The following is a 14,762-nucleotide window of genomic DNA, read 5'->3' on the forward strand; positions in this document are numbered from 1 at the left end:
ACTCCCTACTCCCTACTCCCTACTCCCTACTCCTAATTACGATTTTCAACACCAACCTACTTATTCATCATGTTTAATTTGCTATTGGAACCGCTAAGTTTTGGATTTATGCGAGATGCTTTATTTATTGCGATTAGCTTGGGTATTCTCTGCTCTGTTGTCGGCTCTTATCTGATAGTACAGCGTCAAGGAATACTTGGTGATGTGATTGCTCATGCTGTATTACCCGGACTTGCGATCGCCATGTTTTTTGGTGTTGATATTTTCTTAGGTGCGTTTATTTCCGGGACTTTCAGCACTTTTGTAATTGCTTGGATCGAGTCACAGTCTCGCGTCAGTGTTGATGCAGCGATGGCTTTGGTTTTTTCTGGTTTTTTAGCTTTGGGTATCATGCTAATTAGCGTCTTGAAAACTAAAGTTGATTTACATCATTTTTTATTTGGCGATATTTTAGGAGTTACCACAGATGACGTTTGGCGGACTTTAATAATTACATTTGTTACCTTATTTTTAGTTAAATTTTGTTATAAAGAATTGCTGTTTTACACTTTTGACCCATTAGGCGCACAAGCAAGCGGACTACCGACAAATATTATCAAATTTGGTTTAACAGCAGCAATTACATTAACAATTATTGCGAGTATGCAGGCTGTGGGAGTAGTATTAGTAATTTCTCTATTAATTGGACCTGGAGTTACAGCTTATTTGCTAGTTAAAGAGTTACATCAAATGATGATTTTAGGTTCGATAATTGGTATTATTGGTAGCGTCGGCGGTTTATATATCAGTTATTATCAAAATGTACCTTCAGGAGCATCAATTGTATTGGTTATCTGCGGATTATTTTTATTAGCTTTGTTATTTAGTCCAACTCAGGGTATATTAACTCGTCCTAGAAATAAAAATCGTTCCGGAAGAGTTTTGCAGCAAGTTACATTAAAGCGCAGGTGAAATCTATAGTTGTAAATTTTTCTAGTTCCCAGGCTCAGCCTGGGAAATAAGGCTTTGAGGCTCTGCCTTTTATATTATTTTATTCCTAACTATAATCTGTCATTTCGTTTCATCTGTTACTAAAATAATTTTGTTTCTATTGTATGAGGATTAGTTGTTTAAATAAACAGGATGCTACTAGTCACTTGACAAAATTTTCAGCTTGAAGTAACCTTTCGATATATTGGAAATACCTATACTGATTCATATATAGGTAAAACAATTTCCGGTTTATTTCCTAACACCTGAAAACTCGTCAAAAGCTCATAACCGTATCTTGTAAAATTTGTATCTACCTAATTATTAGTTGTGAGAAAAGAAACTAATACCTTAATTTTGATTGTGTTAACGTAATTAGAAATTGATTGCGGATTATTTTATGGAAAAAGGAACAACATTTCTTTTTTATAGTCTGTATTGTCTAATCATCAGCAAAAAGTAACTTTAAAGGATGATATTAACCGTCCAATACCCGAAAAAATCAGCTAACTTTGGGTAAGTTAGACAGTAGTTAAAAAGTATGAAAATCTGCCAGAATCCTGACTGTTCTAATCCTTTTAATGTAAGTGGTAATCGGTTTTGCGTTGGTTGTGGTGCGAATAATTTTGGCGATCTATTAAGAAATCGTTACCGTGTCAAAAGGTTATTGGGTACGGGTGGTTTTGGTAGAACTTACGAAGCGCAAGATTTAGATCGACTTGATGCTGCTTGTGTTGTCAAGCAGTTTATTCGAGAATCTCAAGGAACAACAGCTCGTGCTAAAGCAGCGCAACTTTTTCGTCAGGAAGCCAAACGTTTGTTTGAATTGGGGGAAAATCATTCGCAAATTCCCCGTTTGGTAGCTTATTTTGAACAAGGTACCTGTATGTATTTGGTACAGGAATTTATTGATGGGGATAACTTGTATCAAGAGTTGCAGCGAGAAGCTTTTAGCGAAACCCAAATTTGGCAAGTTTTAACCGATTTACTTCCGGTTTTAGAGTTTATCCATCAGCGTCAAGTAATTCATCGTGATATCAAACCCGAAAATATTATTCGTCGGGCTAGTGATGGTAAATTAGTTTTGATTGACTTTGGTGGTGCGAAACAAGTTACACAAAATAACTTAGCGCAGAAAGGTACGGGAATTTACACCTTGGGTTATGCAGCAGCAGAACAAATGGCGGGTTATGCTTGTGCAGCTAGCGATTTATATGCTTTAGGTGCAACCTGCGTGCGGTTGTTAACTGGCTGTTTAGTCAAACAGGATGAGCATGGAAATGTTTACGATCCAATTTATGACCCAATTAATGGAAGATGGTTATGGCGAGAATATTTAGCCACCGTTAATATTACAGTTAGTCATAAATTGACGCGAATCCTGAATAAGTTACTCAAGCATTTTGTGCGGGAAAGGTATCAATCAGCAGCCGACGTGCTGTTAGATGTGAAGGATATTTTATTGTATGATGCGACTCCTTTTAATATTCCGAATGCGACTTCCGTTTCCCTATCGGGGAAAGACGAAATATCTCTTTTACACAATTTTCAATTTGACACAATTACTGTAGATAAATACGCAAATATAGTTAATCGCGATCGCCTTTCTGCGGAATATTTTGTGCAAGAGTTGGATAATGGCATAAATCTGGAAATGGTATACCTTTGTGGAGGTACTTTTATGATGGGTTCCCCAGAATCTCAAGGTTATGATAGCGAACATCCCCAACATTTTGTGACTATCAAGCCTTTATTTATGAGTAAATTTGCGATTACTCAAGCGCAATGGTTAGCAGTAGCGAAACTACCCCAAGTAAAACATTCATTAAATCCAGAGCCATCTTATTTTAAAGGTGATTCGCACCCCGTAGAGCAGATATCCTGGCATGAAGCGGTGGAATTTTGCGTCCGGTTATCGAACTATACAGGAAAAGAATATCGTTTACCCAGCGAAGCGGAATGGGAATATGCTTGTCGTGCGAATACAATTACACCTTTCCATTTTGGGGATACTATCACTTCTGATTTGGTAAACCATGATGGAAACTATACCTATGGGTTAGCACCGAAAGGTAAATACCGTCAAGGGACTACACCCGTCGGAAAATTTCCTCCCAACGCTTTGGGACTGTACGATATGCATGGGAATGTGTGGGAATGGTGCGCCGATTCGTGGCACGATAGCTATCATAATGCTCCTTGTGACGGTAGAGTTTGGCATGAAGGGGGGGAGAAAATGCGAGTTATGCGCGGTGGTTCGTGGTTCAACGTTCCTCGCTTTTGTCGTAGTGCTTTGAGGTATAAAGGTGAGTCAACTTTGCGGGATGTTTTTATTGGTTTGCGGGTTGTAAGTGATGCGAAGTAGATTGAGATTATAAAAAAAATCAAAAAACCTCTCCTTCTAATATAGGAAAGGTTTTACTGCTATCCCGGTGAAAGATTACCTATCTGAGTGAGCAGGGAGTAGGGCGGAAGAAATTACATTGGTAATCTTAAACCAAGAAGGGAGTAATTCAAACAATGCATTATATTAATTTACAAATTTCTAACCTTGGCAATTACATCAAGTAATTTTCGCGCTTCAGTTGTTCTACCTTGCTTTTGATATAGTTGAGCAGCTTTTTGTAAATCTGTTATTGCTCCTTGTTTGTCTCCTGAGTATGCACGAGCAAGACCCCGATTGTTGTACGCTTCACCATAATTGGGATTAAGTTGTATGGCTTTCGTATAATCATCTATTGCTAGTTGATAATCTTTTAATTCATAACGAGCAAGACCCCGATTGTAATAGGCTTGCTCATATTTAGGATCAATTTCTATGGCTTTAGTATAATCAGCGATCGCCAATTGATAATCTTTTAACCCAAGTCGAGCAGTCCCTCGGTTGTAGTAGGCTTGGGTATAATTGGGGTCAATTTCTATCGCTTTATTGTAATCAGCGATTTCTCCTTGATAATCTTTTAATTGATAACGAGCAAGACCCCGATTGTAGTAAGCTTTAGTATATTTGGAATCGAGATCTAATTGTTGCCAACCCCATAGATCAAATTGGTAGCGGTTTCGGGAGCGATACGAATAAGGCTATATATATAGATAAGCAAGGAAAAGAAGTTGAAATTCCCATGTGTTCTAAATTGGAAATGGCTCATCGGATATTAGATTTGGTTAATTATTCTCAGTAGATTGATCGGGAAAGTTGGACTTGACAAAAATTATATTATGTGATTTTAAATATTGTGTATAGCCTTCTCCTAAAGCTAAAGGGTTGAAACTGTTAAATAGGAGTTTATATAATAAGTGAAACCAATTTTAGGTTTAGCGATCAGTTCCATATTCATTCCTTTACCAGCTTTTGCACAGGTACAATTACAACCATTATCTGGTATCAAAATTTTAGTGAACCCAGGACACGGAGGGCAAGAAACTGGTGCAGCTGGTCCAACAGGATATTTAGCTAAAGATGTCAGCTTGAGTGTATCTAAGCTGCTACGTGATGAACTGGTGTTAAGAGGTGCAATAGTGGTGATGACGCGAGAAGATGACACAGAATTAAGTTTATCCGATCGCCAAGCCATGATTGATCGAGAAGAACCAGCCATCGCTATAACTATACATTACACAGCAGTACCTGACGACGGAGATGCGGAAAATAGCAAGGGTATTAGAACTTTTTGGTATCATTCCCAAGCTCATAGTCTAGCCGTTTTTCTGCATAATTATCTAGTTAACCAGCTAGGACGTTCATCAATGGGGGTGTTTTGGAATAACTTAGCTTTAACTCGTCCTTCTACAGCACCATCAGTGGTAATGGAACTGGGTTTTATGACCAACCCTGAAGAATTTGAATGGATAGCTAACACCAATGAACAAAAAAAATTAGCGCGAGTTTTGGCAGATGGTATTGTTGAGTGGTTTCAAAGCTTGTAGGTTGGGTTAGGTTCACCAGATATAGTAAAAGAGCGAATAATGTATATTTGAACCGTAACCCAACATTTAATTATCTGTAATCATGATGTTGGGTTACGACACGATAATAAAGATTCTCGTTACAAGTATAATTTGGTTTTCGTATCTAACCCAACCTACTAACTGTAATTCCTAAGACTGATTCCCAGCAGCTTGGATTACTTGTTCGATAGTTAAACCTAACAATTCAGAAACCTCTTCAATATTCATACCGCGAGCTAACATCGCCGGTACAAGTTCTAATTTCGTTTCCTGTTTACCTTCTAATCTTCCTTCTTCTCTTCCTTCTTCTTTAGCTTCTCGATAAATTCTAGTTTCTTCCAATTTAATTCCTAACATTCCTTCCACCTCTTCCCTACTCAAGTTGGAAAATTTATAAACGGCTATTGTCGTTATTATATCGAACAACTCATTCCGAGGAAGAATGCTGATTTGCTCTTGTTTGACTCTCTCGATTAAACGTTTCGCTGATTCCACCACTTGGTTTTCTGAAGCGATGGTTAACTGCATTAAACTTATACCTATGGATTGCTCGGTAGAATCATCTAGTTCATCTAAATAAATTCGTCGTACTTTATCGCTATCAAGCTGCGGCTGATGAATTGTTGTGTTTTTTGGTTCTAAATTACGACTAGGAAAAATAATTACTCCATACCAATCATCGCAAAAATCAGCATTGCGGTATAAATAAAGCAGAGATTCTGCGAAAAAACGATGGTATAACAATTCATCTGGTTGAAACTGTATTTCTGCAAAAATAACTATGCGAGGAGAAGCATCTTGGGGTGGTAAGAATACTCCATCAATTCTAAAAGTTGGTTCTTTTACTTCTACTGATTCAAAACGGTAATTTGTTGCATTGGTAATTCTTGGTTCTATAAATTCAAATATTAATTCCGGGGAGCGTTGAAAAATTGTATAAAAAATCGCATCTCTTCTCACAAATTACTCCAAATTATCTTGATTTTTTGATATTTTATTAATTATCCTATAATTGAAGATTTTTCTTTTATTTTTTAAGCTAATTATATATAAACTGATATCTTGTAACATTTCTCGTTTGATGAAAAATAATATTTATTTATTATCTTTAAATAAACTACTCTCTTCCTGGGAGAAGATTACTGATTTTAAAAAACCGCAGAGACGCGGAGAGCGCGGAGGAAAGAAATAGAGAGAGATAAGAATCAGGAAGCGCGTTGGGATTAATTTCTTTGCCAAGAAAGTATTTAGTTATTCAAAGTTTTTTATTAGACTATCTTTGCTGAGTCTAACTCGCAATTTTAATCGCGCTATTACGTAATTAATACTATATATTTTCTCTTTATAGATACAATGAATAATATGTATTAGAAGATGCTTTTTGATTGTAATTTATATAAAATTCTAGTTTAATTTCTAATTCTATTGTGGGATGGGTATCAATACTGCTCGGTTAAGAGTCGATCCCCCCAACCCCCCGATAAATTGGGGGGCTAAAAATGCCTTATTTTCCCCCAATTTATCGGGGGACTAAGGGGGATCTCAAATGACTATGCACCTTAACCGAGCATTATTGGGATGGACATTCTTACCTGTCTTCCCAATACTTAATATAAAATAAAATAGAAAAGTAAATTACTTTTTGCTGTTCCCTAAAACAACAACACCGCAAAACCTCAATCAAATCTATATTTAACTTAAATAATTAAAAGCTTTCAAAATTTGCCTGTTTACAAGGGTTTATTTTTCTTCAAGACCCCTATATATGGCCAGACGTATTCTAATTATAAAAATTAGTTTACCACAAAAGAAAAAAATCGTCAATTTCCTCGATATAAATTTTTTCATCCACGGTGATCGTTATAAATTATTAATATCCGTTACAACCGAATTCAAAGATGAAGACGGTGGGAGAACAGTTATCGGTGACGCTGATAACTGTAAACTGATAGCTGTCACAAGGTTTAAAGATGTTTAATTCATCAGAAACAGCAATTATCGCTGGGATTGTATTAGTTACTTTAGGAATTTTGGGATGGGGTTTTGTTCGCGCTAGACCTTTTGGTAAATTGGGTCTCTTAGCTTGGTTTCAGTCTGTGGTGTTAATAACCCCCTGGCTGTTGTTTTTCGGTTTACTTGCAATGGGAATTTATATCAATATTGCAGGTATACTCTTTCTGGTGATTGCTTCTGCGGGTTTGTATATTGCGATCGGCAGACAGTTGCGGACAATGGGACAAGAGGAAACCATCAAACAAAGAGCGTCCCAAAGAATTGCCGAACAAGCATTACAAGATTCTGCTCAGTCATCAGCAGGAAATCAGTTACAACCGGAAATAATGCCGATTCCCGAAGACGATTTGAGTACTATTAGAAGCATTTTCGGCATCGATACATATTTTGCGACTGAAACCATTGCTTATCAAGAAGGAGCTATTTTTAAAGGTAATTTGAGGGGAGAACCAGAAGATGTTCACAACCGTTTGAGTGCAAGTTTACATGAGAAAGTTGGTGATAAATATCGCTTATTTTTAGTCGAAAGTCCTGAAGGTAGACCCACAGTTATAGTCTTACCGAGTCGTAATGACCCGCGTTCCATGACTGTGGGACAAAAAGCGTTTGCAGGTATTCTTTTATTAGCAACTATCGCTACAACTTTAGAAGCTGGGGGAATCTTATTAAATTTCGATTTCTTTTCTAATCCGGGAAGGTTTGCAGAATCTTTACCAATTACAGCAGGCTTATTAACAATTTTACTCGCTCATGAACTCGGACACTGGATACTTGCTCGTCGTCACGAAGTCAAATTAAGTTTACCTTTCCTGCTTCCTTCGGTGCAAATTGGTTCTTTCGGTGCAATTACCCGTTTTGCATCATTATTACCCAATCGTAAAGTTTTGTTTGATATTTCCTTAGCTGGACCCGCAGCAGGAGGAATAATTTCATTTGTAATGTTAATTGTCGGATTGCTGCTTTCTCATCAAGGAAGTTTACTTCAATTACCAAACGAGTTTTTTCAAGGTTCGATTTTAGTCGGAAGTTTAGCCAGAGTTGTGATGGGTGAGACTTTGCGATCGCCTTTAGTAGACGTGAATCCTTTGGTGATCATCGGTTGGTTAGGTTTAGTTGTTACAGCTTTAAACTTAATGCCAGCGGGGCAATTAGATGGTGGTAGAATCGTCCAAGCTATTTACGGACGTAAAATTGCCGGACGTACCACTTTGGCAACTTTAATCATTTTAGGAATCATTGGTTTAGCTAATTCTTTAGCTTTATATTGGGCGATCGTGATTTTATTTTTACAAAGAGACTTGGAGCGTCCGAGTTTGAACGAAATCACCGAACCAGATGATGCACGAGCTGCATTAGGACTACTAGCGTTATTTTTAATGGCTGCAACCTTGATACCCTTAAGTCCTGGTTTCGCGGGAAGATTGGGTATAGGGGGATAAGGGATGGGGAGATGGGGGGATGGGGAGATGGGAGGATGGGGAGAGATGGGGAGATGGGGAGATGGGGGGAAGTTTGTTATTTGAGAATCCAGATTGATGAGTTATTTATCATTTTTACTAAGCCACCTAGAATCTGGTTGTAGTTAGCGTAAATTTCTCTCCCAACTTGGATATCTAAGTAGTTGCATTTGACGGCAAACTTAACCCAAATTTGAGTTTCAGCGGCTTCTGCTTCTGAATCGTTTAATTTAGCGATAAAAGCTGCTTGATAACGGCGTTTTCTCCATTCTTCAGCCAAATTAGCACATACAGAACGAGATGAACGACGAATTTGATCCGTTAGAGAATATCTTTCTTCAACAGGAAATCTTTTGGAGTATTCATAAATTTTCATAGCAGCATCAAAAGCTAACTGCAAAACTTCCAAATCCTCATGACTCTTGATATTCCCTCTTCCCATCTTCCAACCCCTCAGCCAAAATTTTCTTTCTTCCTTCCTTCACTTATATACTTCCCTAAAAATCTCCTAAACTAACAATCTTTTTATTCTCCCCATCTCCCCATCTCCCCATCTCCCCATCTCCCCATCCCCCCCCGAACCCTAACTCTTCTTATCAGCCAATAAACTCGGATACTTCGCTGGTGTAGAAAATAATCCCTGCAAATTTTGCTGACGGTGTTGTGATGGTTCTTTACTCATGTTCCATAGGGTTTCGTAGAAAAAGAAAGATACTCCGGCAAAATTGCGATCGCGAACTTCTTTTACCTGTGCTTTAATTTGTTCTACTGGTACGTGTTTGTTTTTTAATCCGGTAATAATGCCGATGCTCGTGGGAATATGTTTTTTAGCCGCGATTACTTCGGGATACTCCATTTCTTGGACAAATACGTTCATATCATCGCGGTAAAGTTGAATGATCAAATCTTCGATCAATCCCATCCGTTCCCATCTTTTCCAGTCTGCTAAAAAGTATTCGTAGGAAAAACGTTGGGGATTTGGTGCAATTGAAACTATACAATCTTTTTTAACTGCTTTGATGGCAAAGAATACTTCTTTCATGAAATCGGTAATCTTATCAGCACGCCATTTTACCCATTTTGGGTTTTTATTATCTTTAGGAGGTGCTTTACCGCCATGCTCTTTTCTATATAACGCTACAGTATAACTATCGTATCCATACTCCGATGGTAAGCCGAAATGGTCGTCAAATTGAATTCCGTCAATATCATACTTTTGCACCATTTCGACAATTAAATCTTTGATAAATCGCTGCACGTCGGGACGAAAAGGACTCAACCAAACGCGATCGTGAACTCCTTCTTTTTTTATTTTCCCACCGTCAACACGATTGGTCAGCCAGTAAGGACGACGTTTTGCTAATTGTGAATCGGCTGGAGCCATAAAGCCAAATTCAAACCAGGGAATTACCTTCAAATTCCTTGCGTGTCCCTCACGCACTACTTCTTCAAGCATATCGCGTCCTTGAAGCCCAGGTTCGGGGTCTACACTTCTGCCAATAACACTTGCTGCGACTTTACTGGGATACAAAGTATAACCCCAATTCCACACCGCAGGATATACAACATTGAAGTTTAATTTTTTCAGGCTTGATAAAGCACTAGTAAGATTTTCACGTTTAAATAAAACATCACTATCAATATTAGTTAACCATGCTCCCCGTAATTCGGTTGGTAGCTGTCGGTTTGCAATCGGTTGTTCAGATGTAATTGGTTGAGCAGGTGTAACAATCGGTTGCTGACGGGTTTTTATAATAACTTGAGCCGGTACGGGGACGGAAAACATCACCCCAGCCATCAGCGAAAGAGTAAAAATAGCTGCCAGAAAAGCTCGTCTTTGACTGCGTTGCTGACTTAATGCAAATAAGTCTAAACATCGCTTCATAAATTCTTTCATTATTTACTGAGTACAAAAGTTCACAACAATCATGACTAGGATAACCGTTCTGATGTTGCATAATTCAGTTACTAGGTAACATTAGCTGATTAAGCAGGGAGTAGGGAGTAGGGAATAGGGAATAGGGAAGGAAGATGATGATAATACTTGCTCATTCCGCATGAAGTTTGCACGCGATCAATATCGGCTACGATTATTTGACGAGTTCCGGGAATTTGCGGAAACTCCGAGCATAAAGATTCCCAATCTGGATTTCCCGGTAAAATAGTGTTTCCGCTGCCGTAAAGACGCAAAATACAAGGTGGTTCCTCAAAAGCGCAAAACATCAAGGTAATTCGTCCATTTTCTTGTAAATGCGCTGATGTTTCGTTCCCGCTTCCTGTTAAATCGAGATAAGCAACTTTATGTTGTGAAAGAATGCGAAAACTTTCTAATCCCTTCGGAGAAAGGTTAACGTGTCCGGTAGAACTTAACGGTGCAGTAGCGACAAAGAACATTTGCTGGTTTGCAATAAATTTTTGTAATTCTTCAGTAATAGAATCAAAAACTTTAGCCATAATCAATTATCAGTTAACAATTATCAATTATCAATGAATATGGCGCTTATCGGTTGAGTCAGTTATACAATTAAACAACTCTGGGAAAGTTCTTGTTGGTTAAATACTGTTTAAATTGATTGGTAATCCAAATCTAAAATCTAAAATTCTATGGCTGACCAAATTCTTTGGGTTCATGGTGATTGTCTGAGTCCTAAAAACCCTGCACTGATTGAATACCCAAATACTCCCGCTATCTGGGTTTGGGACGATGAATTATTAAAAGAATGGCAAATTAGCCTTAAGCGGATTACTTTTATTTACGAGTGCTTGCTAGAATTACCAGTTGTGATTCGTCGTGGTGATGTTGCAGCCGAAGTTTTAGCTTTTGCAAAAGAACATGATGCTAATAAAGTTGTCACCGCAGAAAGTCCAAGTCCGCGTTTTGATAATATCTGCGATGAACTTGAACGTACAAAAGAGTTAGAAATATTTGAAGTTGAACCATTTTTTGAATACAGCGGTTTTATCGACCTCAAGCGATTTTCTCGTTATTGGAAAGTCGCTCAAAATTATGTATTTGATTGAATAATTATCAATTAACGGATGCGGCATTTTTTTTTAATAACTAACGAGTATTCCCTATTGCTAAAGAGATAATTCAGAAACCGGGCTTTGTTCAAAACCAAGTTTCTCAAGTTTGAAAATCGCGATCGCTAACTCAAATCTTCAATCAATTTGATTACTCTTTGTTTTACTTCTTCACGAATGCGGCGAAATGTCTCAATATCTTTACCTTCTGGGTCGTCTAATTGCCAATCTGCAAATACTTCTCTTGTTACCCATTCAGGAGGCAAATTTATACCACAACCACATAAAGATATTACCGCATCGTAATCTTCAGAATTAAAATCGCTTAAAGGTTTCGATTCTTGATTACTGATATCAATCCCAATTTCCGACATAATTTCTACAGTTTTGGGGTCTACAAAACTCGCTTCTAAACCTGAACTAGTAACGGCTATTTTACCTTCTCCCAAAGTACGAGCAAATCCTTCTGCCATTTGAGAACGACGAGAATTCTTTTTACAAACAAACATTACCTTTTTCATTTTGATACCTGGTAAATAAAAGTAAAAATTACGTTTCTGCTATCTCTCTTTGTCTCTTGATACGTACTCTTAAAAGTATCAATTAAATAAGTACTCGTGCAAAATAAATTAAACATTTCGTCTGGGAAGGGAATAGGGAATAGGAAAAATTTATACAACTCATGAGTAATTATATAAATAATTTTGCGTCAGTACTTAACTAATTACTGTCAATCAATTACTGACTTCCGCATCTGCTTGTTTACGTTCACTATAACGGTCTGTAAGATAATCAACTTTATCCCGTAACAACAAGGTAAATTTATACAATTCTTCCATAACATCAATCACTCTATCCCGATAAGGTGAATCTTTCATAGTTCCATCTTCATTAAATTCCTGGTAAGCTTTAGCAACAGAAGATTGATTGGGAATAGTAAACATCCGCATCCAACGTCCCAAAAGCCTCATAGAATTAACAGCATTGAAAGATTGAGAACCACCGCTGACCTGCATTACAGCCAAAGTTCTTCCTTGAGTCGGTCTAACTGACCCTATATTTAGAGGAATCCAGTCAATTTGATTTTTTATAATCCCGGTCAGATTTCCGTGCATTTCTGGAGATGTCCAAACTTGACCCTCCGACCATAAACTCAACTCCCGCAATTCTTGCACTTTGGGGTGTGTCTCTGGAACGCTACCCCGAATCGGTAATTCAAGCGGATCAAAAAACTTTACTTCCGCACCAAATCCTTCAATAATTCGTGCTGCTTCTTCCGCTAACAAACGACTATAAGAACGCGATCGCAACGAACCGTATAAAAATAATATTCTTGGTTTGTGGTCAAAAGATGTCATGTATCAATTATCAATTATCAATGCTCAATTATCATATTTTATGACAGAGATGTGAAGGAGCATCAAGAGAAATCCAGATCGCAAGGAAATTTAGAAGTTATAAATTCAAAACTAGTTACTGTTCACCTAAAAATGAGATAGCATTACCTATCATGTGTTTGGAGAATTTCAATGCTCGGATTTCGTTGGTTCAACAAAGTTCACGGTTCCGATTCAGTAAATTGTGAAACAAAAATGCTTTCTGGGCAGCGTTTTGATTTAAAAATATTTAAACTAACAGCACCAATCCTAGCTATAGCTGGAAGTTTTGCTATGACTTTACCTAGTAATGCTATCAGCAATCCCTTTAAGAAAACCAATGATTATCGTGTATGTGCTGCACGGCTTTTGAGCGTAGGTATCCCAGCAGAAACTACAGCGAGTGCTTGTGCTGCTGCACTTAGACCGATGGAAGTATCTTCATGTGTAGGTCAAATTCAGCGGAGAACTCAAATTCCCGCAACAGATTCGCTTGCTTTTTGCGGACAAGCACGTCGTCCCAATGATTTAGCCACTTGCGTTGTTGATATCGGGACTAAAAGCCAGGAAGCAGCTAATCCAGCTATTTTAAGCTACTGTAATCGCAGCTTATTACCAGTTGATTTTGGTCAATGCGTAGTAGGTTTGCGTTCTGAAATCGACTTTTCAGCCACACAAGCAATGGAAAGTTGTATTAGTGCTAGCGATCGCATTAGCAATGTTGTACCTTTCTCAACACCCGGAACTGCTCCCTCTGTAGAATTTAGTCCCACGTTTGAAACAACTCCGGTTCGGTAGAATAGGGGGACAAGGGGATAGGGGGATAGGGGGATGGGGGGATAGGGGGATAGGGGAGATAATTCATAACTCCTAACTATTACCAATTCCCAATTCCCAATTCCCAATTCCCAATTCCCAATTCCCAATTCCCAAAAAAACAGGTTGGGCTTTCATTATGAGTCAACCCAACCGAATAGTTATTTATTGAATTTTGTTTTTGGACATATTTTTGCTAAAATGGGGAAATTGGCATAATCGGCAGTTATTTTAATGACTGCTGATTTATTATTCTTCTTTTTTTCCAAAAACCATTTGTAGAAGCATTGGCGCTCCACCTACTTGATGATATTTATCTGCCCAAGCACGAATGATTTGATCCAATTCTTCTAAGGCATCATCTACCCGTTCGGGTGGAATATCCATTTCTTCCAAAACTCGCATTGTGTTCTGCTGTCTTTCCGACCACTCTCTCATCATGCGGAAAAAACGAGCAGTATCTTCCACCATAATGTAGGTGCGCTCTTCGTCATCTGCTGTGGCATAATACGGACGAGTCAGAGCGTAAAAAGGCATTCCCCAAGGTGAATCAACCCGCGTTACTGTACTCGAATAAAGCAGACGACGCTTGATATGTTCTGCCAAAGCCTCGCTTAAAGGCATTTGGTGTCCAGAAGGCATATCTTCCTGGGAACGTTGATGAAGAAATTCAATTAACTCCAAAAATTCAAAAGAGGTAATTAACTGGGCATCAGGCAGATTAGGTGGTAATTTTTGCTCAATCTGTCTTTTTTCTTCGGATGTCAAACTGGTGCCAGGAATACGCGAACGTCCCGGCTGCCAAGGATATTTTTCCATCCATACATAAGGAAACTGAATCAAATAACGCGGTTCCTGAGAACCTAGCATTTTCAACAATCTTCCTTCAGTCAGCGCTTGTCTGACTTCTTCAACAATGGCTTTTACCCGCTTCGGCTCTAAATGATGTAAATGACCAGTCATTCGCAGGTTTTGCCCCTGCTCTAGATAAGTCATGTAAATTGCACATTTAGCAGCTGTTGCGGCTGCATCTAAAAATGCCCCATGTCTATGCCCACTAGTTCGCATGGCGCTGAAAGCCAAATAAAGCATGATCTGATCCATCGCGCTGGGACCAAGACGTTTGATCAGATCAGTATCGTTATGCATATTACAAACT

Annotated in this window: 12 protein-coding genes and 2 pseudogenes; 6 read left to right on the forward strand and 8 right to left on the reverse strand. The window is 38.3% G+C overall.

What is annotated here, in order from left to right:
• Nucleotides 1-69 precede the first annotated feature (69 nt).
• The gene (locus VB797_RS09945; protein WP_323237511.1) at nt 70-951 is read left to right on the forward strand and encodes a metal ABC transporter permease; all 882 of its coding nucleotides are present in this window, start codon (nt 70-72) and stop codon (nt 949-951) included.
• A gap of 559 nt (nt 952-1,510) precedes the next feature.
• The gene (locus VB797_RS09950; RefSeq protein ID WP_323237512.1) at nt 1,511-3,334 is read left to right on the forward strand and encodes a bifunctional serine/threonine-protein kinase/formylglycine-generating enzyme family protein; all 1,824 of its coding nucleotides are present in this window, start codon (nt 1,511-1,513) and stop codon (nt 3,332-3,334) included.
• 170 nt (nt 3,335-3,504) lie between these two features.
• Here the strand turns inward: VB797_RS09950 and VB797_RS09955 are convergent.
• Nucleotides 3,505-3,957, reverse strand: a pseudogene (locus tag VB797_RS09955) (tetratricopeptide repeat protein); the annotation flags it as partial.
• 381 nt (nt 3,958-4,338) lie between these two features.
• Between VB797_RS09955 and VB797_RS09960 the strand changes: the two are divergent.
• Nucleotides 4,339-4,896 (forward strand): annotated as a pseudogene (locus VB797_RS09960) (N-acetylmuramoyl-L-alanine amidase family protein); the annotation flags it as partial.
• 171 nt (nt 4,897-5,067) lie between these two features.
• Here the strand turns inward: VB797_RS09960 and VB797_RS09965 are convergent.
• Nucleotides 5,068-5,877 (reverse strand): Rpn family recombination-promoting nuclease/putative transposase, encoded by an 810-nt coding sequence (locus VB797_RS09965; protein WP_323237513.1) that lies wholly within the window; start codon nt 5,875-5,877, stop codon nt 5,068-5,070.
• Between the two features lie 1,010 nt (nt 5,878-6,887).
• Between VB797_RS09965 and VB797_RS09970 the strand changes: the two genes are divergently transcribed.
• A complete protein-coding gene (locus VB797_RS09970) occupies nt 6,888-8,369 on the forward strand; it encodes a site-2 protease family protein (RefSeq protein WP_323237514.1) in 1,482 nt (493 codons plus the stop codon).
• 76 nt (nt 8,370-8,445) lie between these two features.
• Here the strand turns inward: VB797_RS09970 and VB797_RS09975 are convergent, their stop codons facing one another.
• The 3 genes from VB797_RS09975 to VB797_RS09985 all read right to left on the reverse strand — a co-directional run bounded on the left by VB797_RS09975 (nt 8,446) and on the right by VB797_RS09985 (nt 10,841).
• Nucleotides 8,446-8,829, reverse strand: coding sequence for a four helix bundle protein (locus VB797_RS09975; RefSeq protein WP_323237515.1), 384 nt, complete (start codon nt 8,827-8,829; stop codon nt 8,446-8,448).
• 141 nt (nt 8,830-8,970) lie between these two features.
• Nucleotides 8,971-10,284, reverse strand: coding sequence for a glycoside hydrolase family 10 protein (locus VB797_RS09980; protein WP_323237516.1), 1,314 nt, complete (start codon nt 10,282-10,284; stop codon nt 8,971-8,973).
• An 89-nt stretch (nt 10,285-10,373) separates the two neighbouring features.
• Nucleotides 10,374-10,841: a pyridoxamine 5'-phosphate oxidase family protein gene (locus VB797_RS09985; protein WP_323237517.1), complete on the reverse strand. Its 468-nt coding sequence runs from the start codon at nt 10,839-10,841 to the stop codon at nt 10,374-10,376.
• A gap of 150 nt (nt 10,842-10,991) precedes the next feature.
• On the opposite strand from VB797_RS09985, the gene VB797_RS09990 reads away from it, so the two are divergent.
• Entirely contained in the window at nt 10,992-11,408 is a 417-nt protein-coding gene (locus VB797_RS09990) for a hypothetical protein (RefSeq protein WP_323237518.1), read from the forward strand.
• Nucleotides 11,409-11,536: 128 nt separating this feature from the next.
• Here VB797_RS09990 and arsC read toward each other — a convergent pair whose 3' ends face one another.
• Both arsC and arsH read right to left on the reverse strand, forming a co-directional pair.
• Nucleotides 11,537-11,932, reverse strand: a complete 396-nt coding sequence (arsC, locus tag VB797_RS09995) for an arsenate reductase, glutathione/glutaredoxin type (RefSeq protein ID WP_323237519.1) — start codon at nt 11,930-11,932, stop codon at nt 11,537-11,539.
• Nucleotides 11,933-12,145: 213 nt separating this feature from the next.
• Nucleotides 12,146-12,769, reverse strand: a complete 624-nt coding sequence (gene arsH, locus VB797_RS10000) for an arsenical resistance protein ArsH (protein ID WP_323237520.1) — start codon at nt 12,767-12,769, stop codon at nt 12,146-12,148.
• Nucleotides 12,770-12,940: 171 nt separating this feature from the next.
• Between arsH and VB797_RS10005 the strand changes: the two genes are divergently transcribed.
• Complete coding sequence (locus VB797_RS10005) at nt 12,941-13,585, forward strand: hypothetical protein (RefSeq protein WP_323237521.1); 645 nt, start codon at nt 12,941-12,943, stop codon at nt 13,583-13,585.
• Between the two features lie 267 nt (nt 13,586-13,852).
• Here the strand turns inward: VB797_RS10005 and hetR are convergent, their stop codons facing one another.
• Nucleotides 13,853-14,752 carry a heterocyst differentiation master regulator HetR gene (hetR, locus tag VB797_RS10010; RefSeq protein WP_323237522.1) on the reverse strand — a complete coding sequence of 300 codons (900 nt, stop codon included), beginning with the start codon at nt 14,750-14,752 and terminating at the stop codon, nt 13,853-13,855.
• Between the last annotated feature and the right edge of the window lie 10 nt (nt 14,753-14,762).

The sequence above is a fragment of the Rivularia sp. UHCC 0363 genome (assembly GCF_034931125.1).
GTDB lineage: Bacteria > Cyanobacteriota > Cyanobacteriia > Cyanobacteriales > Nostocaceae > Rivularia.

Coding starts and splice junctions, on each gene's coding strand:
- arsC (WP_323237519.1), bottom strand. CDS start 11,932: ATGAAAAAGGTAATGTTTGTTTGTAAAAAGAATTCTCGTCGTTCTCAA.
- VB797_RS09985 (WP_323237517.1), bottom strand. CDS start 10,841: ATGGCTAAAGTTTTTGATTCTATTACTGAAGAATTACAAAAATTTATT.
- hetR (WP_323237522.1), bottom strand. CDS start 14,752: ATGCATAACGATACTGATCTGATCAAACGTCTTGGTCCCAGCGCGATG.
- VB797_RS10005 (WP_323237521.1), top strand. CDS start 12,941: ATGCTCGGATTTCGTTGGTTCAACAAAGTTCACGGTTCCGATTCAGTA.
- VB797_RS09945 (WP_323237511.1), top strand. CDS start 70: ATGTTTAATTTGCTATTGGAACCGCTAAGTTTTGGATTTATGCGAGAT.
- VB797_RS09970 (WP_323237514.1), top strand. CDS start 6,888: ATGTTTAATTCATCAGAAACAGCAATTATCGCTGGGATTGTATTAGTT.
- VB797_RS09990 (WP_323237518.1), top strand. CDS start 10,992: ATGGCTGACCAAATTCTTTGGGTTCATGGTGATTGTCTGAGTCCTAAA.
- VB797_RS09980 (WP_323237516.1), bottom strand. CDS start 10,284: ATGAAAGAATTTATGAAGCGATGTTTAGACTTATTTGCATTAAGTCAG.
- VB797_RS09975 (WP_323237515.1), bottom strand. CDS start 8,829: ATGGGAAGAGGGAATATCAAGAGTCATGAGGATTTGGAAGTTTTGCAG.
- arsH (WP_323237520.1), bottom strand. CDS start 12,769: ATGACATCTTTTGACCACAAACCAAGAATATTATTTTTATACGGTTCG.
- VB797_RS09950 (WP_323237512.1), top strand. CDS start 1,511: ATGAAAATCTGCCAGAATCCTGACTGTTCTAATCCTTTTAATGTAAGT.